Origin of the sequence: Burkholderia sp. S-53, from assembly GCF_025560745.1 — a bacterium.
In the GTDB taxonomy this organism is placed as follows: Bacteria; Pseudomonadota; Gammaproteobacteria; order Burkholderiales; family Burkholderiaceae; genus Burkholderia; species Burkholderia pyrrocinia.
This window is the reverse complement of sequence record NZ_CP090483.1, coordinates 725,599-744,578: the sequence shown is the minus strand read 5'-3', so window position 1 is coordinate 744,578 and position 18,980 is coordinate 725,599. Positions and strand designations below refer to the sequence as shown.

Below are 18,980 nucleotides of genomic sequence, written 5' to 3'. Positions count from 1 at the left end.
TATAGACGATTCTAGTCACATCTATTGATTAATTGAAATTAATTAATTTTATCTATTAGATAGACAAAAATAAACGGGGTCGCAAGACCCCGTTCATCGTGCTGCCACATGGGCATCCCGCAGTTCGCTCAGTTCATCGTTGCCGGCATGTCGAGCTTCGCGACGCCCGGCAGCGCGCATGCGGAAATCGCGTCGCTGATCGCATCGATCGCGGGCATCCGCGTGAAGCTCTTGCGCCACACGAGCACCACACGGCGATCGGGCACCGGTTCGTTGAACGGCACGTACGACAGCAGCTCGGCATCGGGGCCGTTCGCGCGCGGGCCGACCTCGGCGACCGACATCCGCGGCAGCACGGTGATGCCGACGCCGCTCGCGACCATGTGGCGGATCGTCTCGAGCGACGAGCCCTCGAAGGTCTTCTGGATGCCGTCGGCCGTCTGCGAGAAGCGCATCAGCTCCGGGCACACGCCGAGCACGTGATCGCGGAAACAGTGGCCGTTGCCGAGCAGCAGCATGGTTTCCTGCTTCAGGTCCTCCGCGTCGATCTCGTGGCGCTTCTCCCACGGATGGCCGGCCGGCAGCGCGACGACGAACGGCTCGTCGTACAGCGGGCGCACCATCAGCCCGGTTTCCGGGAACGGCAGCGCCATGATCGCGGCGTCGATCTCGCCCTGCTTCAGCAGTTCGAGCAGCTTCAGCGTGTAGTTCTCCTGCAGCATCAGCGGCATCTGCGGGACACGCTGGATCATCTGCTTGACGAGCGTCGGCAGCAGGTACGGCCCGATCGTGTAGATCACGCCGAGGCGGAACGGGCCGACGAGCGGGTCCTTGCCCTGCTTCGCGATCTCCTTGATCGCGAAGGTCTGCTCGAGCACGCGCTGCGCCTGCGTGACGATCTGGTCGCCGATCGGCGTCACACTCACTTCGCTCGCGCCGCGCTCGAAAATCTGCACGTTGAGCTCGTCTTCGAGCTTCTTGATCGCCACCGACAGCGTCGGCTGGCTCACGAAGCATGCTTCGGCCGCGCGGCCGAAATGCCGCTCGCGCGCGACCGCGACGATGTATTTCAATTCAGTCAGCGTCATTGTGGGTCAATCAGAGATATACATGCGATAGGTTTAATTTATACACCCTATGGCACCGGTTCGCCAAGTTTCTCAGCATCGCGATGCATCGATTGGCGCTTCAGGATCCGGCCCCAAACCGGTGGATCAGGCCTTCAGGTACTGCTCGCGCGCGCCGAGCCAGCGCGCGAGATGCTGCGTGACAACGTCCGGGTACCCGGCGATCAGCCGCGTCGCGGCCTCGCGCGCCGGGTCGATCAGCCAGCCGTCGGTCTCGAGGTTCGCGAAGCGCAGCATCGCCGCGCCCGACTGGCGCGCGCCGAGGAATTCGCCGGGGCCGCGGATCTCGAGGTCGCGCCGCGCGATCTCGAAGCCGTCGGTCGTCTCGCGCATCGTCTTCAGCCGCTCGCGACCGGTAATCGACAGCGGCCCCGTGTACAGCAGCACGCACACCGACGCCGCGGTGCCGCGCCCGACGCGGCCGCGCAACTGGTGCAGCTGCGCGAGGCCGAAGCGCTCCGCGTGCTCGATCACCATCAGCGACGCATTCGGCACGTCGACGCCGACTTCGATCACGGTCGTCGCGACGAGCAACTGCATGTCGTTGCGCGTGAACGCCTCCATCACGGCCGCCTTGTCGGAAGGCGACAGCCGGCCGTGCACGAGCCCGACCTTCAGCTCGGGGAGTGCGGCGGTCAGCGTCTCGTAGGTCTCGACGGCCGTCTGCAACTGCAGCGTCTCGCTCTCCTCGATCAGCGGGCACACCCAGTACACCTGGCGCCCCGTCAGCGCGGCCTCGCGCACGCGGGCGATCACCTCCTCGCGCCGCGCGTCGCCGACGAGGCGCGTCAGCACGGGCGTGCGGCCCGGCGGCAGCTCGTCGATCGTCGAGACCTCGAGATCCGCGTAGTACGTCATCGCGAGCGTGCGCGGAATCGGCGTGGCCGACATCATCAACTGGTGCGGCTGGAAATCGCGCGCGCCGTTGGCGGCGTTCGCGGCCTTCGCGCGCAGCGCGAGCCGCTGCTCGACGCCGAAGCGATGCTGCTCGTCGACGATCACGAGGCCGAGCCGCGCGAATTCGACCGTGTCCTGGATGATCGCGTGCGTGCCGATCACGAGCTGCGCGGTGCCGAGCGCGGCCGCCTCGATCGCCGCGCGCTTGTCCTTCGCCTTCAGGCTGCCGGCCAGCCACGCAACCGTGACGCCGAGCGGCTCGAGCCATGCGCGCAGCTTGCGCGCGTGCTGTTCCGCGAGGATTTCGGTGGGCGCCATCAGCGCGGCCTGGTAGCCGGCGTCGATCGCCTGCGTGGCCGCCAGCGCCGCGACGACCGTCTTGCCGCTGCCGACATCGCCCTGCAGCAGGCGCTGCATCGGGTGCGCGAGCGTGAGGTCGTGCGCGATCTCGTCGACGACACGCGACTGCGCGCCGGTCAGCGTGAACGGCAGCGCCGCGTAGAGGCGCGTCGTCAGCGCGCCGGCATCGCTCGCGGTGCGGCGCGGCATCGCGGGCGCCGCGCGCGTGCGGCGCTCCTCGTGCGCGCGCTTGAGCGACAGTTGCTGCGCGAGCAGCTCCTCGAACTTGATGCGCGTCCAGGCCGGATGCGAGCCGTCCATCAGCGCGGCTTCGTCGGAATCGACGCGCGGGTGGTGCAGGATGCGCACGGCCTGCTCGAGCGACGGCACGCCGAGCGGCTGCAGATACGCGCGGTCGATCTCGGGCGGCAGCAGCTCGGGCAGCGGCGTGCGCTCGACCGCGTTCTCGATCGCCTTGCGCAGATAGGCCTGCGACACGCCGGCCGTGCTCGGATAAACGGGCGTGAGCACCTGCGGCAGCGGCGCATCCGCTTCGACCACGCGCACCGCCGGATGCACCATCTCCATCCCGAAGAAACCGCCGCGCACGTCGCCGCGCACGCGCAGCCGCTGGCCGACGGCCATCTGCTTGACCTGCGAGCCGTAGAAATTCAGGAAGCGCAGCACGAGATGCTCGCCGTCGTCGTCCTGGATCTTCACGACGAGCTGGCGGCGCGGCCGGTACGCGACCTCGTTGTCGAACACGACGCCTTCGGTCTGCGCGATGCCGCCCGGCAGCAGCTCACCGATCGGCGTCAGCGTGGTTTCGTCCTCATAGCGCATCGGCAGATGCAGCACGAGATCGATCGAACGCGTGAGTCCGAGCTTCGCGAGCTTGTCGACGGTCTTCACGGGTTTGTCGGCGGCCGCCTTCTTCTTGCGCTTCGCGCCGCTTGCGCCCGCTTCGTCGCTCGCGGCGCCGCCTTCGGCATCGGGCGCGGCGGCGGCCGGCTGCGCGAGCCGCCCGTCGGCGCCGCGCTTCGGGCCGGCCCGGCGCGGCGCGGCGCGCTGCGGCTCGGCAGGCTCCGCTGCGCCGCGCCCCGCCGCGCCACGCTCGGGCAGCGCAACCTCCTCCGTATCGAACGGATCGGTGGAATCGGCAACGGTGGCGGTGGAACGGCGTGGTGACACAGGCATCGGATCGTCTGGGTGCTTCGCAAGGCAAGTACAATAGCGGCTTTCACGTCGTCCGAACGAACGACGCCGGCCAGGCCGCGCATCCCGTCATCATAGCGGCTCGCGCGCCCCATTTACGCGTTTCCGCCCTGCCGGCGACGCCCGCCGGCCGCTTCGAACCAGCCCGCATGTTCACGCTTTCCGATTTCGATTTCAATCTGCCGCCCGAGCTGATTGCACAAACCGCGCTGCCCGACCGCACCGCGAGCCGCCTGCTCGAGGTCGACCGCACCGTCGAGCCCGCGCGCCTCGTCGACCGCCGTTTCGCCGAGCTGCCGTCGTGCATCGCGCCCGGCGACCTGCTCGTGTTCAACGATACCAAGGTGCTGAAGGCGCGCTTCTTCGGCCAGAAGGCCAGCGGCGGCAAGATCGAGGTGCTGATCGAGCGCGTGACGGGCACCCACACGGCGCTCGCGCAGATCCGCGCGAGCAAGTCGCCGGGCGCCGGCACGACGCTGCGTCTCGCCGATGCGTTCGACGTGACCGTCGGCGAGCGCGTCGAGCCGTTCTTCACGCTGCACTTCCCCGAGCCGTGCCTCGTGCTGATCGAGCAGTACGGCCGCCTGCCGCTGCCGCCGTATATCGAGCACGATCCCGACGCGACCGACGAAACGCGCTACCAGACCGTCTACGCGAGCAATCCCGGCGCGGTCGCCGCGCCGACGGCCGGGCTGCACTTCGACCAGCCGATGCTCGACAAGCTCGACGCGATGGGCGTCGAGCGCGCGACGCTGACGCTGCACGTCGGCGCCGGCACGTTCCAGCCGGTGCGCGTCGACAACATCGCCGAGCACAAGATGCACAGCGAGTGGTACGACCTGCCGCAGTCGCTCGTCGACAAGATCGCCGCGACCCGCGCGCGCGGCGGCAACGTGATCGCGGTCGGCACGACGTCGATGCGCGCGCTCGAAGCCGCCGCGCGCACGGCCGACGAAGCGGGCCGCCCGCTCGCGGCGACGCAGGCCGAGACCGACATCTTCATTACGCCCGGCTACGTCTTTCGCGTGGTCGACCGGCTCGTCACGAACTTCCACCTGCCGAAGTCGACGCTGCTGATGCTGGTGTCCGCGTTCGCGGGCGTCGAGACGATCCGCGCCGCGTACCGGCACGCGATCGACGAACGCTACCGCTTCTTCAGCTACGGCGACGCAATGCTGCTCACGCGGCGCGACACGCCGGAGGCGCCGCGCGCGTAAGCGCTGCAGGCACGACGGCACGCACGCAGCACTGCCGCCGTTCGCCCGCCGCGCGCAACGATGGCGCGCCCCCTTTTTCCCCGCCGCCGGCTCGCCGGCGGCGTTTCCAAACATGCGCCGGACTGTTTTCCGGTGGCAAGGAGCACGACACGATGACCGAAGGTTCATCCCACGATACGCACGCCCCCGTGTACGACCGCCCGGCGGGCGGGCTCGAATTCGAACTGCTGACGACCGACGGCCACGCGCGCCGCGGCCGCGTGAAGCTCAACCACGGTGTGGTCGAAACGCCGATCTTCATGCCGGTCGGCACGTACGGCACCGTGAAGGCGATCCAGCCGCGCGAGCTGCACGAGATCAAGGCCCAGATCATTCTCGGCAACACGTTCCACCTGTGGCTGCGCCCGGGCCTCGACACGATCGACGCGCACGGCGGCCTGCACGGCTTCATGGGCTGGAACAAGCCGATCCTGACCGATTCGGGCGGCTTCCAGGTGTTCTCGCTCGGCGACCTGCGCAAGATCACCGAGGACGGCGTCACGTTCGCGTCGCCGATCAACGGCGACAAGCTGTTCCTGTCGCCGGAAGTGTCGATGCAGATCCAGAAGGTGCTGAACTCCGACGTCGTGATGCAGTTCGACGAATGCACGCCGTACGCGACCGACGGCGTACCGACGACGCACAAGGAAGCGGCCGACTCGATGCGCATGTCGCTGCGCTGGGCGAAGCGCTCGCTCGACGAATTCGACCGGCTCGGCAACCCGAATGCGCTCTTCGGGATCGTCCAGGGCGGGATGTTCGAGGACCTGCGCGACGAATCGCTCGCCGGCCTGTCGGAGCTCGGCTTCCACGGCCTCGCGATCGGCGGGCTGTCGGTCGGCGAGCCGAAGGAAGACATGATGCGCGTGCTGCGGCACGTGGGCCCGAAGCTGCCGGCCAACAAGCCGCACTACCTGATGGGCGTCGGCACGCCGGAAGACCTGGTCGAGGGCGTCGCCAACGGCATCGACATGTTCGACTGCGTGATGCCGACCCGCAACGCGCGCAACGGCTGGCTGTTCACGCGCTTCGGCGACGTGAAGATCCGCAACGCGACGCACAAGAACTCGCTGAAGCCGCTCGATGCGAGCTGCACGTGCTACACGTGCCAGAACTTCTCGCGCGGCTATCTGCATCACCTGCACCGCGTCGGCGAAATCCTCGGCGCGCAGCTCAACACGATCCACAACCTGCACTACTACCTGCAGCTGATGAACGAGATCCGCGACGCGATCGAGACCCATACGTTCGACGCGTTCCGCCAGCGCTTCGCGGAGGATCGCGCAAGAGGCGTCGACTGACGGGCCGGCGGGCCGCGTGGCGGCCCGTCACATCGGACGTGTACTAAATAACGCGTCCCGATCGCCCGTCGCGACCACCAAACATTACAATTGCCTTTCCAAACAAGTCGCAATGGTGCCGGTTCGCGCTTTAACAGCTTGATCCGAAAGCGCATTTGCTGCGCCGTTTGCGCATGGGGCCGGTGGTAGAATAACCGGCTTATTTTTCGATCTTCCCCTACGGAGAGACCAACGTGCCGTTCATTTCCAATGCCTTCGCTCAAGGTGCCGGTGGCGCCGAATCGAGCCTGATGAGCTTCCTGCCGCTCATCCTGATGTTCGGCGTGCTGTACTTCATCATGATCCGTCCGCAGATGAAGCGTCAGAAGGAACACCGCAACATGCTCGCAGCCATGGCCAAGGGCGACGAAGTCGTCACGAGCGGCGGCGTCGTCGGCAAGGTGACGAAGGTCACCGAAGGCTACATCGGCATCGAGATCGCCGAAGGCACCGAAATCACGGTGCAGAAGGCTGCGGTCACGACCATTCTGCCGAAGGGCACGATCAAGTCGCTGTAAGCCCTTCACCGAGCGTCCGGCTCCCCGCGCCGTGCCCGCCTGAGAGAGCGGGCCGCCGCGGCGCCGGACGCGACGCTTTCACGCCAACCACCCGTTCGGCCCCCTCATGAATCGTTATCCACTCTGGAAATATGTCGTGATGGTCGTGGCGCTCGCCATCGGCCTTCTGTACACATTGCCCAACTTCTTCGGCGAAGCGCCGGCGGTGCAGGTGTCGAGCGGCAAGGCCACGGTCAAGCTCGACTCGACCACGCTGACCCAGGTCGAATCGGCGCTCGCATCCGCGCAGATCACGCCGGACGACGTCACCTTCGAGAACACGGCGACCAACGCGAACATCCGCGTGCGCCTGAAGGACACCGATACGCAGCTGCGCGTCAAGGACCTGCTGCAGAAGTCGCTGAACGCCGACCCGAACGATCCGCAGTACGTCGTCGCACTGAACCTGCAGAGCGCGTCGCCGCGCTGGCTGACCGCACTGCACGCGCTGCCGATGTATCTCGGCCTCGACCTGCGCGGCGGTGTCCACTTCCTGCTCCAGGTCGACATGACGGGCGCGCTCACGAAGAAGCTCGACTCCGACGCAGCCGACGCGCGCTCGCTGCTGCGCGACAAGAACATCCGCGACGGCGGCGTCAGCCGCGTCGACCAGTCCGTCGTCGTCAACTTCAGCGATGCGCAGACCGCGGAAGACGCGCGCAAGGTGCTCGCACAGTCGGTCACCGAACTGCAATGGGCGACCCAGCCCGGCGGCGGCGGCACGCAGGTCGTCGGCACGTTCACGCCGGCCGTGCAGAAGTCCGTCGAGGACGCCGCGCTCAAGCAGAACCTGACGACGCTCCACAACCGCGTGAACGAACTCGGCGTGTCGGAACCGATCCTGCAGCAGCAAGGCAGCGACCGCATCGTCGTCGAACTGCCGGGCGTGCAGGACACCGCGAAGGCGAAGGACATCATCGGCCGTACTGCGACGCTCGAGGCACGCCTCGCCGACCCGATCAACACGCACCCGAACCCGAACGACCCGGTTCCGCCGGGCGAGGAGCTGTTCACGCAAGGCATCCAGGCGCCCGTGCTGCTGAAGAAGGACGTGATCTTCACCGGCGACCGCATCATCGATGCGTCGGCCGGCTTCGACGAACACCAGCGTCCGTCGGTCAACATCCGCCTCGATTCGGCGGGCGGCCGCGCGGTGCGCACGGTGTCGCGCGACAACATCGGCAAGCCGATGGCGATGGTGCTGTTCGAGAAGGGCAAGGGCGAAGTGCTGACGGTCGCGACGATCCAGTCCGAACTCGGCGACCGCTTCCAGATCACGGGCCAGCCGACGCCGCAGGCCGCGGCCGACCTCGCGCTGCTGCTGCGCGCCGGTTCGCTCGCGGCGCCGATGGACATCATCGAGGAACGCACGATCGGCCCGAGCCTCGGCGCCGACAACATCAAGATGGGCGTCCACTCGGTGATCTGGGGCTTCTGCGCGATCGCCGTGTTCATGATCGCGTACTACATGCTGTTCGGCGTGGTCTCGGTGATCGGCCTGTCGGTCAACCTGCTGCTGCTCGTCGCGGTGCTGTCGCTGATGCAGGCGACGCTGACGCTGCCCGGTATCGCCGCAATCGCGCTCGCGCTCGGCATGGCGATCGACTCGAACGTGCTGATCAACGAGCGCGTGCGTGAAGAACTGCGCGCGGGCCAGCCGCCGCAGCTCGCGATCCAGGCCGGTTACGCGCACGCATGGGCGACGATTCTCGACTCGAACGTCACGACGCTGATCGCCGGCCTCGCGCTGCTCGCGTTCGGCTCGGGCCCGGTCCGCGCGTTCGCGATCGTGCACTGCCTCGGCATCCTGACGTCGATGTTCTCCGCGGTGTTCTTCTCGCGCGGGATCGTCAACCTCTGGTACGGCGGCCGCAAGAAGCTGAAGTCGCTCGCGATCGGCCAGGTGTGGAGGCCGGAAGGCGCCGCTGCCGCCGCGTCGTTCACCGACGCGGACGAATCGACCGACACCGCGCGCGCCGCGAAGCTCGCCGCACCCGCGAAGAGCAATGCGCCGGGTGCCGGCAAGCCGCAGCTGCGCAACCGCGCGCAGCAAGGCGTGTCGCCGAAGAAACCGGGCTCGACCCAATAAGGCCCCGGAGACGAGACCATGGAATTTTTCCGCATCCGTAAAGACATTCCGTTCATGCGGCACGCGCTGGTGTTCAACGTGATCTCGCTGGTCACGTTCCTCGCCGCCGTGTTCTTCCTGTTCCACCGCGGGCTGCACCTGTCCGTCGAATTCACCGGCGGTACGGTGATCGAGGTGCAGTACCAGCAGGCCGCGGAACTCGAACCCGTGCGCGCGACGCTCGGCAAGCTCGGCTACGCCGACGCGCAGGTGCAGAACTTCGGCACGTCGCGCAACGTGCTGATCCGCCTGCAGCTGAAGGAAGGCCTCACGTCCGCGCAGCAGAGCGACCAGGTGATGACCGCGCTGAAGGCGCAAAGCCCGGACGTCACGCTGCAGCGTGTCGAGTTCGTCGGCCCGCAAGTCGGCCGGGAGCTCGCGACCGACGGCCTGCTCGCGCTCGCGTGCGTCGTGATCGGCATCGTGATCTACCTGTCGTTCCGCTTCGAATGGAAGTACGCGGTCGCCGGCATCATCGCCAACCTGCACGACGTCGTGATCATTCTCGGCTTCTTTGCGTTCTTCCAGTGGGAGTTCTCGCTGGCGGTGCTCGCGGCGATCCTCGCGGTGCTCGGCTACTCGGTCAACGAGTCGGTCGTCATCTTCGACCGGATCCGCGAGACGTTCCGTCGCGAACGCAAGATGAGCGTGCAGGAAGTGATCAACCACGCGATCACGACCACGATGTCGCGGACGATCATCACGCACACGTCGACGGAAATGATGGTGCTGTCGATGTTCTTCTTCGGCGGTCCGACGCTGCACTACTTCGCGCTCGCGCTGACGGTCGGCATCATGTTCGGCATCTACTCGTCGGTGTTCGTCGCGGGCTCGCTCGCGATGTGGCTCGGCATCAAGCGCGAAGACCTGATCAAGGACAAGAAGACCGCGCACGATCCGGACGATCCGAACGCAGGCGCGCAGGTTTAAGCGCCGCGCCGTTTCGGCAAACGCTAGAAGGCCAGTCCTGTCGGACTGGCCTTTTTTCATGCGCGCTGGACGCTGCCGTGCGGCGCGCAGCCAGCCCGGCATGCACCGCCACGGGCGTCGGCTACAATCGTCCCCGCCCTGCCCCGTTGCATGCCGGCCGCGCGCCGGCGGGCAAGCACCCTCGCCACCCGTCCGAACGTGCGGTCCCGATGATGCCTCCGATGTGTGTCGTTCGTCGCCTCGCCGCCTGCGCAGCCGTCGCGGCTGCGTTGCTGCCGTGCTCGCAACCCGCCGGCGCACAGTCGGCATCCGCACCAGCGGCCGCATCACCCGTTGTCCCGCCTGCCGCTCCCCCGGCCTCCCCGCCTGCCGCCGCATCGCTATCGCCCTGCCCGCCCGACTGGGAGCCGCAGATCTGCGAACTCAAGGCCGCTGTCGAAGTGCTGAAGCGGCAGCATCTGACCGGCATCGACATCGGCGCGCTGCTCGACGCGACGGTCCACGCCGGGATCAAGACGCTGCCGTACGCACGCTTCTTCGACGCAAGGGAGGAACAGGAGCGGCGCGACGACGAACGACGCGCCCGCGACGGCACGCCGGGCATCGGGATCGTCTTCGAGACGCGGCCCGACGGGCTGCACATCATCGACGTGATTCCCGATGCACCGGCCGAGAAGGCCGGCGTGCGCCCCGACGATCTCGTCGTCGCGATGAACGACAGGAGCGTCGTCGGCATCGACAGCAGCGAGCTCGTGAAACTCGCGAAGGGCGATGCGGGCGTCCCGCTGAAGCTCACGGTGCAGCGCGGCCCGAAGCATGCGGCGCTGAGCTTCGCGCCCGTGCGCGCGATCGTCAAGCCGCATCCGGCGATCGCGAAGCGGCTCGACGGCGACATCCTGTACACGCGGCTGTCGAGCTTTCCGGAACCGGCTGTCGGCGACTACATCGACGCGGTGCAGGCCGCGCGCCGTGCGGGCCCGCCGGTGAAAGGCATGCTTCTCGACCTGCGCATCAACGGCGGCGGCGCGCTCAATGCGGCGATCGGCATCGCCGCGCTGTTCACCGGACGCGACCGCACCGCGATGGTGACGGTCGAGCGCGACGATGCCCACCGCCGCCGCTTCTCGACCAACTGGCCCGACTACGAACTGCCCGTCATGCGCGGGCAGGATCCGCTCGCGCCGCTGCAGGCCGACGACTGGTGGCGCACCGTGCCGCTCGTCGTGCTCGTCGACGGACAGAGCGCGTCGGCGGCCGAAGCGACCGCGGCGGCGTTGAAGGATCTCGGCCGCGCGAAACTGCTCGGCATGCCGACCTACGGGAAGGGGCTCGCGCAGACCGGCGTCGACCTGATCGACGGCACGCGCCTGAATTTCACGTTCGCGCGCAACCTGCGGCCGAACGGCTGCCCGATGGACGGCTACGGCGTCGTGCCGGACTGGCTCGTGCCGCCGCACCGCGACTCGGACGTCGACGGCGTGCTGCTGTGGTACCGGGAAGTCGATCTCGCACGCGCGCCGTATGCGGACCGGCTGGCACCCGACCCGTTCGAGCACGTGCGCAAGGAGCGGCAAAAGCTGCGCGAGCAGCGCGAGCGTGCGAAGGTCGATATGTCGAAGAGCGCGGCGCTGCCGCAACGCGCGTTCGGCACGGCCGGCGACTGGCAGTTGCAGCAGGCGCTCGCCGCGCTCGCGGGGCGGCCCGTGCGGACCGTCGACGCGCCGGCGCAATTGATGCCGGCGCAGCCCGTGTGCGAACGAGGCGGCAACTGACGCGCCGCCGCCCGCCCTTCTACCGGAAACCGAACCGCCGGCGCAGCACGACCAGCGCCGCGAGGCTCAGCACGGCCGCGAACATCAGGTAGAAGCTCGGTGCGGTCTTCATCCCGGTCGCGCGGATCAGCCACGCGATGATGAACGGCCCGAAGCCGCCGAAGATCGTCACCGCGACGTTATACGCGAGCGACATCCCGGTCGTGCGCGTCTGCACCGGAAACACCTCGGACAGCAAGCCCGGCAGCGCCGCGAAGTAGCCGGTCATCAGGAATGCGAGCAGCACCTGCAGCGCGATCAGCGTGCCGAAGCCCGGATGCGCGACGAGATACGCGAAGGCCGGATAAATCAGCACGAGGATGCCGATGGCCGGTGCGATCATCACGCGCACGCGGCCGTAACGATCCGACCAGTGGCCGACGAGCGGCGCGAACGCCATCTGGATCACGCCGACGACGAGGATCGCCGCGAACGCGGCAGACGGTGCGAGGCCGAGCTGCTTCACGCCGTAGGTCGGCATGAACAGCACGAGATAGGTCGCGACGGTGCCGAGCACGACCACGCCCATCGCGGCAACCAGGCGCGCCTTGTGCGATGCGAACGTGTCGCGCAGCGGGTTCGCGGTGCCTTCGGCCGCGAGGAATTCGGGCGTCTCGTCGACCTTGGTGCGGATGTAGTACGCGACGGGCCCGAGCAGCAGGCCGAAGAAGAACGGCACGCGCCAGCCCCACGCGGCCATCTGCGCGGCCGTGAGCTGCGCGTTCAGCACGGTGCCGAAGCCGGCGGCGAGCAGCGTCGTGAGCCCCTGGCTCGCGACCTGCCAGCTCGCGAAGAAGCCGCGCCGGCCCGGCACGTGTTCGGCGAGGAACGCGGTCGCGCTGCCGAACTCGCCGCCCGCCGAAAAACCCTGCATCAGCCGCGCGGCGACGAGGATCACCGGCGCCGCGACACCGATCGTCTCGTAGGTCGGCAGCACCGCGATGATCAGCGTGCCGACCATCATCAGCAGGATCGACAGCGTGAGCGCGGCCTTGCGGCCCGCGCGGTCGGCATACGCGCCGAGCACGATCGCGCCGAGCGGCCGCATGAAGAACGACACGCCGAACGTGCCGAGCGTGAGCAGCAGCGACACTGTGTCGTTGCCGGCCGGAAAGAACAGCTTCGAGATCGTCACCGCGAAGAAGCCGTAGACGACGAGATCGAACCACTCGAGCGCATTGCCGATCGACGCGGCGACCACCGCGCGCCACACGCGCGGCGACGAGGCAATGGAACGGGACTGCGTGGCGGCATGCATCGGCGATCTCCTTGTCGTTGTACGTTCTGTTCGAAGCGGCCGCGGCCGCGCTCGTGCCGTCGGCCCGCCGGGCGCCGCGAGCGGCGCTCGGGCGATTATAGGCGCGCAAAAAAAACCGCCGCGCCCCCGGTAACGGGAGCGCGGCGGTTGGCACGCGGCGGGCCGGCAGGCCCGGCCGGCGGCGTTACTGCTGCTTGACGGCTTCGGCCGAGATCAGCAGCTTCGTCTTCATCTTGAAGCCGTACTGCTTGCCGTAGTCGAGGCCGAAATCGTCGCGGCTGAATTCGCCGACCGCGTCGACGCCGCACACTTCACGCTTGAGCATCGGGTGCGGCATGCACTTGAACGAATCGATCTTCAGCGTCATCGGCTTCGTGACGCCATGAAGCGTCAGGTTGCCGACCACCGACACCGGCTTGTCGCCGTCGAACTTGATCGTGCCCTTGTAGTTCGCCTGCGGGAACTTCGCGACATCGAAGAATTCGTTGGTCTGCAGGTGCTCGTCGAGCTTTGCGCTGCCCGTCTGGATCGAAGCGACGTCGGTCGTCACGTCGACGGTGCCCGTCTTCGCCGCGCGGTCGAGCGTCACGGTGCCGCTCGACTTGTCGAACTTGCCGCGCCAGACCGACAGGCCGCCGAAGTGGTCGGCCTCGAAGCTCGGGTACGTGTGGCTCGGGTCGAACTGGTACGTTGCGCTTTCGGCGAATGCCGAGAATGACAGCGACACTGCCAGCGCGCCCGCGGCGATCATCAGATGCTTTTTCAACTCTTTCTCCTTGGAACAGTGCCGCGCCCTCGCGCGGCATTCAGGTGAGGCAACAGGCCGCCGGTTACTTCGTGGCGACGAGATGGAACTTGATCTGCACTTCGTCGGCGACGATCGACGTGTCCTTCCATTCGCCGGTGCCGACGTTGAACGCCGAGCGCTTGATCGGCAGCACGCCGTCGAACGTCTGCGTCGCACCGCTCTGCGTGACAGTGACGGGCACGGTGATCGTCTCGGCCTTGCCCTTGATCGTCAGCTTGCCGGTCACGTTGAACTTGTTGCCGCCGGCCGGCGCGATCGCCGACGACACGAACGTCGCCTGCGGATACGCCTTCGCGTCGAACCAGTCCTTGCCCGCGACCTGGTCGTTGTACATCTTGTCGCCGAGGTCATAGCTCGCGACGTCGATCGTCATTTGCGCGCTGCCCTGCGCGGCCTTCGCCGGATCGAACTTCACCTGCGCGGAAAATTTCTTGAACGCGCCCTCGGTCGGCACGTTCATCTGCTTCGACACGGCGGACACCTTGCTCTTCGCGAGATCGACATCGGCGAGCGCCGCGCCCGACGCGACAAGTGACACCGCGGCGAACGCGGTCAGCATGGAGCGGGAGAAAGACACTTTCATGGGATCCTTCATTTGGCAAAGGGAAGCATCCGCGACAGCAGGCCGTCGCGGTCCAACAACTGGTGCTTGAACGCCGCGATCACGTGCAGCGACACGAGCGCAAGCAGAATGTAATCCAAAGACACGTGGAGCGTCTTGAAGGTTTCCTTGAGCACCGGATCGGGGTCGATCAGCCGCGGCAGCGGCACGATGCCGAGGTAGACGACCGGGATGTTCGACGCCGAGCTGTACAGGTAGCCCGTCACCGGAATCACCAGCATCAGCACGTACAGCACGATGTGCACGCCGTGCGACGCCGCACGCTGCCACGCCGGCGTGCCGCCCGGCAGCGGCGGCGGCACGTGCGTCGCGCGCCACAGCACGCGCACCACGGCCAGCGCGAATGCCGTCGCGCCGATCCACTTGTGCCACGAGAAGTACTTCAGCTTCGTCGGCGTGAAGCCGGGGATGTCCGTCATCACCCAGCCCAGCGCGAACGCGCTGACGATCAGCAGCGCGATCAGCCAGTGCAGCGCGATCGCGCTCTGCGTATAGCGTACCGGCTTGGCCGGCAGCGAATTCGATGCCATCTTGGATTCCTCAGTTCAGCGAACAGCTACGCCGGCCATGAGTCCGACGCTTGTCAAGGGCGCCATGCTACCGCAACCTTTTGACCTGCGCGGACTCTGAGGACAGGCTTGTCAGCCTGCTGCCCGCTTCCCGCCATGTTACCGATCGGTCACCGAACATGCGATCGTTGACACCGCAAAAAAGGCGTTTTGGTAAGATTGGCGCGGGCTCCGGCCCCGTCGACGCTTTCCCCGGCCGTCGCACAACCGCTTTTTCCATGCAACGAAACGACCTGATTGCCTGTCACGAGTGCGACGCACTGTTGCACAAACCGCGCCTCGGCGGCCGCGAAATCGCGCGCTGTCCGCGCTGCGACGCACTGCTTTATCGCAATAGCGCCGCGCAAATCGAGCGGATCTGCGCACTCGCGCTCGCGGCACTGATCACGTTCTCGATCGCGCAGGCGTTCCCGATCCTCGAAATGGACGTGAACGGCAACCGCGTGCAGACCACGCTGATCGGCGCGATCGACTCGCTGTGGCGCCAGGACATGGCGATCGTCGGCGTGATGGTGTTCTGCTCGACCGTGCTGTTCCCGCTCGTCGAGATGGCCGCCCTGCTGTACCTGCTGCTGCCGATCCGGCGCGGCGTCGTGCCGCCCGGCTTCAACCTGGTGCTGCGCGCGATCGAGCTCGTACGGCCATGGGGCATGATCGAGGTGTTCATGCTCGGGATCCTCGTGACGATCGTGAAGATGGTGAGCCTCGCACGTGTCGTTCCCGATGCCGCGCTGTTCGCGTTCGCCGCACTCACGCTGATGATCGCCGTCGTGCTGATGTTCGATCCGCGCACGCTGTGGGACATCGCCGACGACCTGCGCACCGGGCACGCGCCCGAGCAGCCGGAGCAACCCGACGGCGCCGCACCGCTGCCGGAGGCCGCCCGCCGATGACGACGCCGACCGCCGCCCGCGAAGGCTATGCAAGCTGCCACACGTGCGGACTCGTGCAGACGCTGGACCGGCCGCACGCGCATTGCGCACGCTGCGGCACTGCGCTGCATTTCCGCATCCCGAACAGCGTCATGCGCACGTGGGCGCTGCTGCTCGCGGCCGCGATCCTCTACATTCCGGCGAACCTGCTGCCGATCATGCGCACCGCGTCGATCGTCGGCTCGCAGGAAGACACGATCATGAGCGGCGTCATCTATTTCTGGGTGTCGGGCGACTGGCCGCTCGCCGTCGTCGTGTTCGTCGCGAGCATCCTCGTGCCGATGCTCAAGCTCGGCGTGCTGCTGATCCTCGTGATCAGCGCGCAGCGCCGCACCGCCTGGCGGCCGATGCAGCGCACGCGCCTGTTCCGGATCGTCGAGCGCATCGGCCGCTGGTCGATGCTCGACATCTTCGTCGTGACGCTGACCGTCGCGCTCGTCCATTTCCGTTCGCTCGCCACGATCACGGCCGGCCCCGGCGCGCTCGCGTTCGGCTCGGTCGTGATCCTGACGATGCTCGCGTCGATGCAGTTCGATCCCCGCCTGATCTGGGATCCAGTCGAAAACTCAGGGAATCACCATGAATAGTCCGCAAGGCCCGCAGCACGACCAGCCCCGGCCGCCCGATCCGACGATCTCGACGAAAAGCGGCTGGCTGCCGTCACTCGTCTGGCTCGTGCCGCTGATCGCCGCGCTGATCGGCATCGGCCTCGTGATCAAGTCCGTGCGCGAGCGCGGCCCGGAAATCACGCTGAGCTTCCACACCGCCGAAGGGCTCGAGCCCGGCAAGACCCAGGTCAAGTACAAGGACGTCGAGATCGGCACGGTCAAGACGATCAAGCTGTCGAAAGACCTGTCGCGCGTGCTCGTCCAGGTGCAGCTCAAGAAGGAAGCCGAGGACTTCGCGGTCAAGGGCTCGCGCTTCTGGATCGTGCGTCCGCGCATCGGCGCGACCGGTGTGTCGGGGCTCGGCACGCTGCTGTCCGGCGCGTATATCGGCGTCGACGCCGGCCGCGGGCAGGATACGCAGACCGACTTCACGGGCCTCGAGACGCCGCCCGCCGTCACGGGTGACCAGAAAGGCACGCAATACGTGCTGCGCGGCGATTCGCTCGGCTCGGTCGACATCGGCTCGCCCGTCTACTACCGGCGCGTGCAGGTCGGCCAGGTGGTCGGCTTCTCGCTCGACAAGGACGGCACCGGCGTCACGTTCAACGTGTTCGTCACCGCGCCGTACGACCAGTACGTCGGCGTGAATTCGCGCTGGTGGCAGGCCAGCGGCGTCGACCTGCGGCTCGACTCGAGCGGCCTGAAGCTGAACACGCAGTCGCTCGCGACGGTGATCCTCGGCGGCATCGCGTTCCAGACGCCGCCGAACCAGGGCAGCGGCACGACGGCGCCGAACAACACGACGTTCCGCCTGGGCTCCGACGAGAGCGACGCGATGCGCGACCCGGACGGCCTGCCGCTGCAGGTCGTGATGAACTTCAACCAGTCTCTGCGCGGGCTCGCCGTCGGCGCGACGGTCGACTTCCGCGGCATCGTGCTCGGCGAAGTGACGAATATCGGCATCGACTTCGATCCGAAGTCGAAGAACTTCATGATGCCGGTGACGATGAACGTGTATCCGGAGCGCCTCGGCCGCCGCTTCCGCGAGTCGATCGAGAGCAAGGGCGAACCGGCCCGCCGCGAGATCGTCGAGCGGCTCGTCCAGCACGGGCTGCGCGGCCAGTTACGCACCGGCAACCTGCTGACGAGCCAGCTGTACGTCGCGCTCGACTTCTTCCCGAAGGCGCCGGCCGCGAAGCTCGACACGTCGCGCCAGCCGCTCGAGCTGCCGACCGTGCCGAACACGCTCGACGAGCTGCAGCTGCAGGTCGCCGACATCGCGAAGAAGCTCGACAAGGTGCCGTTCGACCAGATCGGCGCGAACCTGAACAGCGCGCTGTCGAACGCCGACAAGCTGTTCAAGCAGCTCGACACGCAGGTCGCGCCGGAAGCGCGCGACACGCTGTCGGCCGCGAAGCAGACCTTCTCGACCGCCGAAGCGACGCTGCAGCAGGATTCGCCGCTGCAGTCCGACGTACGCGGTGCGCTGAAGGAGCTCACGCGCACGCTGCAGTCGCTGAACGCGCTCGCCGATTATCTGGAGCGTCACCCCGAATCGCTGCTCAAGGGCAAGCCAGGAGATCAACAATGACGACACGCGTGAACGGTTTCGCGAGCGGCGCGGCGGCGGCCATCGCCGCACTCGCGCTCGCCGCGTGCAGCTCGCCGCCCGCGCGGTTCTACACGCTCAGCCCGGCCGACGCCGCCGCCCCGGTGCGCACCGCGCCGGCCAATCCGGCGTTCCTGATCGAGGTGCCGGCCGTCGGCGTGCCCGAGCAGGTCGCGAAGAACCAGCTGGTCGTGCAGAAGAACGCCGCGCAGGTCGACGTGCTCGAGCAGGAACGCTGGGCGGCGCCGCCCGCCGACGAGATCCGCCGCGCGCTGTCCGACGACCTCGCCGCGCAGCTCGGCACGATCGACGTCGCGAATTCCGCGTACCCGCCGGGCGTGCCCGTGTATCGCATCAGCGTGAACGTGCAGCGCTTCGAGTCGTGGCCCGGCAAGCGTGCTGCGGTCGACGCCGTGTGGAGCGTGCGCTCGGTCGGCACGCAGGCCGTGATGACGTGCCGCACGAGCGTCGCGGAACCGGTCGCCGACGGCTACGACGCGCTCGTCGCCGGCCATCGGCGCGCGCTCGACGTGATCGCCACGCAGGCCGCGGCCGGCGTGCGCGCGATGGCCGCACGCCGCGGCACGACACCCGCGGCGGCACCCGCGGCCGGCAGCAAGACGGCCGCCGCGCCGGTCGTGCCGTGCCCGGCCAACCCGACGTCCGGCGCCGCCGGCGCGACGGGCAAGCCCGGCGCATAAGGGGGCTGCGCGCTGGCGAACGTCTGAAGCAGCGTTCGCCGGTGCGGCTTCGTCCGACGCGGCGCGTCCGCCGGCAACCGCCTGCATGACATTGCCGCAGTCGAGCGCACGGCGGCTTCATCGGCCGAACGGCGGCTTTGCATTGTTTGTCAAAGCCGGCCGGAACCGGCGCCATGCAACGCGGTCGGCTTGCGTTTTCCGGCCCGATTGACGATCCTACGCACTTTCATGCTCGCGCCGCCCGTCGTGCGCGCGAGCCGGCGGCGCCGGGCC

Annotated in this window: 16 protein-coding genes; 10 read left to right on the top strand and 6 right to left on the bottom strand. The window is 67.6% G+C overall.

Translation table 11 applies throughout. The features are described from left to right. Positions 1-128 precede the first annotated feature (128 nt). Together LXM88_RS08475 and recG are read right to left on the bottom strand one after the other, a co-directional pair. Entirely contained in the window at positions 129-1,088 is a 960-nt protein-coding gene (locus LXM88_RS08475) for a hydrogen peroxide-inducible genes activator (RefSeq protein ID WP_262541043.1), read from the bottom strand. Positions 1,089-1,214: 126 nt separating this feature from the next. After that, positions 1,215-3,560 carry an ATP-dependent DNA helicase RecG gene (gene recG, locus LXM88_RS08470; RefSeq protein WP_262541042.1) on the bottom strand — a complete coding sequence of 782 codons (2,346 nt, stop codon included), beginning with the start codon at positions 3,558-3,560 and terminating at the stop codon, positions 1,215-1,217. A gap of 167 nt (positions 3,561-3,727) precedes the next feature. Between recG and queA the strand changes: the two genes are divergently transcribed. The 6 genes from queA (at position 3,728) to LXM88_RS08440 (ending at position 11,561) form a co-directional block, all read left to right on the top strand. Next, positions 3,728-4,795, top strand: coding sequence for a tRNA preQ1(34) S-adenosylmethionine ribosyltransferase-isomerase QueA (gene queA / locus LXM88_RS08465; RefSeq protein WP_262541040.1), 1,068 nt, complete (start codon positions 3,728-3,730; stop codon positions 4,793-4,795). A gap of 152 nt (positions 4,796-4,947) precedes the next feature. Beyond that, the gene (gene tgt / locus LXM88_RS08460) at positions 4,948-6,135 is read left to right on the top strand and encodes a tRNA guanosine(34) transglycosylase Tgt (protein WP_262541038.1); all 1,188 of its coding nucleotides are present in this window, start codon (positions 4,948-4,950) and stop codon (positions 6,133-6,135) included. A gap of 233 nt (positions 6,136-6,368) precedes the next feature. Then, entirely contained in the window at positions 6,369-6,692 is a 324-nt protein-coding gene (gene yajC, locus LXM88_RS08455) for a preprotein translocase subunit YajC (protein WP_174382411.1), read from the top strand. Between the two features lie 106 nt (positions 6,693-6,798). Further along, positions 6,799-8,820, top strand: coding sequence for a protein translocase subunit SecD (secD, locus tag LXM88_RS08450; protein WP_262541036.1), 2,022 nt, complete (start codon positions 6,799-6,801; stop codon positions 8,818-8,820). 18 nt (positions 8,821-8,838) lie between these two features. Then, positions 8,839-9,789, top strand: a complete 951-nt coding sequence (gene secF, locus LXM88_RS08445; RefSeq protein WP_034182770.1) for a protein translocase subunit SecF — start codon at positions 8,839-8,841, stop codon at positions 9,787-9,789. Between the two features lie 221 nt (positions 9,790-10,010). After that, positions 10,011-11,561: a S41 family peptidase gene (locus tag LXM88_RS08440; RefSeq protein WP_262541035.1), complete on the top strand. Its 1,551-nt coding sequence runs from the start codon at positions 10,011-10,013 to the stop codon at positions 11,559-11,561. Positions 11,562-11,580: 19 nt separating this feature from the next. On the opposite strand, the gene LXM88_RS08435 is transcribed toward LXM88_RS08440, so the two are convergent. The 4 genes from LXM88_RS08435 to LXM88_RS08420 form a co-directional block, all read right to left on the bottom strand. Beyond that, entirely contained in the window at positions 11,581-12,858 is a 1,278-nt protein-coding gene (locus LXM88_RS08435) for an MFS transporter (RefSeq protein ID WP_262541034.1), read from the bottom strand. Between the two features lie 184 nt (positions 12,859-13,042). Beyond that, complete coding sequence (locus LXM88_RS08430) at positions 13,043-13,624, bottom strand: YceI family protein (protein WP_262541033.1); 582 nt, start codon at positions 13,622-13,624, stop codon at positions 13,043-13,045. Positions 13,625-13,688: 64 nt separating this feature from the next. Continuing rightward, positions 13,689-14,249 (bottom strand): YceI family protein, encoded by a 561-nt coding sequence (locus tag LXM88_RS08425; RefSeq protein WP_262541031.1) that lies wholly within the window; start codon positions 14,247-14,249, stop codon positions 13,689-13,691. 8 nt (positions 14,250-14,257) lie between these two features. After that, positions 14,258-14,818, bottom strand: a complete 561-nt coding sequence (locus LXM88_RS08420) for a cytochrome b (protein WP_262541030.1) — start codon at positions 14,816-14,818, stop codon at positions 14,258-14,260. A gap of 257 nt (positions 14,819-15,075) precedes the next feature. On the opposite strand from LXM88_RS08420, the gene LXM88_RS08415 reads away from it, so the two are divergent. Genes LXM88_RS08415 through LXM88_RS08400 form a run of 4 tightly spaced genes read left to right on the top strand, consistent with a single transcriptional unit; the run spans position 15,076 to position 18,707 of the window. Next, on the top strand, positions 15,076-15,750 hold the full coding sequence (locus tag LXM88_RS08415; RefSeq protein ID WP_262541028.1) for a paraquat-inducible protein A: 675 nt from the start codon (positions 15,076-15,078) through the stop codon (positions 15,748-15,750). Continuing rightward, a complete protein-coding gene (locus tag LXM88_RS08410; protein WP_262541027.1) occupies positions 15,747-16,376 on the top strand; it encodes a paraquat-inducible protein A in 630 nt (209 codons plus the stop codon). The genes LXM88_RS08415 and LXM88_RS08410 overlap by 4 nt, the downstream gene beginning before the upstream one ends. Continuing rightward, positions 16,369-17,988 (top strand): PqiB family protein, encoded by a 1,620-nt coding sequence (locus LXM88_RS08405; RefSeq protein WP_262541026.1) that lies wholly within the window; start codon positions 16,369-16,371, stop codon positions 17,986-17,988. The genes LXM88_RS08410 and LXM88_RS08405 overlap by 8 nt, the downstream gene beginning before the upstream one ends. Beyond that, positions 17,985-18,707: a PqiC family protein gene (locus LXM88_RS08400; protein WP_262541024.1), complete on the top strand. Its 723-nt coding sequence runs from the start codon at positions 17,985-17,987 to the stop codon at positions 18,705-18,707. The genes LXM88_RS08405 and LXM88_RS08400 overlap by 4 nt, the downstream gene beginning before the upstream one ends. Positions 18,708-18,980 lie beyond the last annotated feature (273 nt).

What these genes read in the sequence shown, in the direction of transcription:
- LXM88_RS08475 (WP_262541043.1), bottom strand. Translation starts at nt 1,088, where the DNA reads ATGACGCTGACTGAATTGAAATACATCGTCGCGGTCGCGCGCGAGCGG.
- recG (WP_262541042.1), bottom strand. Translation starts at nt 3,560, where the DNA reads ATGCCTGTGTCACCACGCCGTTCCACCGCCACCGTTGCCGATTCCACC.
- queA (WP_262541040.1), top strand. Translation starts at nt 3,728, where the DNA reads ATGTTCACGCTTTCCGATTTCGATTTCAATCTGCCGCCCGAGCTGATT.
- tgt (WP_262541038.1), top strand. Translation starts at nt 4,948, where the DNA reads ATGACCGAAGGTTCATCCCACGATACGCACGCCCCCGTGTACGACCGC.
- secD (WP_262541036.1), top strand. Translation starts at nt 6,799, where the DNA reads ATGAATCGTTATCCACTCTGGAAATATGTCGTGATGGTCGTGGCGCTC.
- secF (WP_034182770.1), top strand. Translation starts at nt 8,839, where the DNA reads ATGGAATTTTTCCGCATCCGTAAAGACATTCCGTTCATGCGGCACGCG.
- LXM88_RS08440 (WP_262541035.1), top strand. Translation starts at nt 10,011, where the DNA reads ATGTGTGTCGTTCGTCGCCTCGCCGCCTGCGCAGCCGTCGCGGCTGCG.
- LXM88_RS08435 (WP_262541034.1), bottom strand. Translation starts at nt 12,858, where the DNA reads ATGCATGCCGCCACGCAGTCCCGTTCCATTGCCTCGTCGCCGCGCGTG.
- LXM88_RS08425 (WP_262541031.1), bottom strand. Translation starts at nt 14,249, where the DNA reads ATGAAAGTGTCTTTCTCCCGCTCCATGCTGACCGCGTTCGCCGCGGTG.
- LXM88_RS08420 (WP_262541030.1), bottom strand. Translation starts at nt 14,818, where the DNA reads ATGGCATCGAATTCGCTGCCGGCCAAGCCGGTACGCTATACGCAGAGC.
- LXM88_RS08415 (WP_262541028.1), top strand. Translation starts at nt 15,076, where the DNA reads ATGCAACGAAACGACCTGATTGCCTGTCACGAGTGCGACGCACTGTTG.
- LXM88_RS08410 (WP_262541027.1), top strand. Translation starts at nt 15,747, where the DNA reads ATGACGACGCCGACCGCCGCCCGCGAAGGCTATGCAAGCTGCCACACG.
- LXM88_RS08405 (WP_262541026.1), top strand. Translation starts at nt 16,369, where the DNA reads ATGAATAGTCCGCAAGGCCCGCAGCACGACCAGCCCCGGCCGCCCGAT.
- LXM88_RS08400 (WP_262541024.1), top strand. Translation starts at nt 17,985, where the DNA reads ATGACGACACGCGTGAACGGTTTCGCGAGCGGCGCGGCGGCGGCCATC.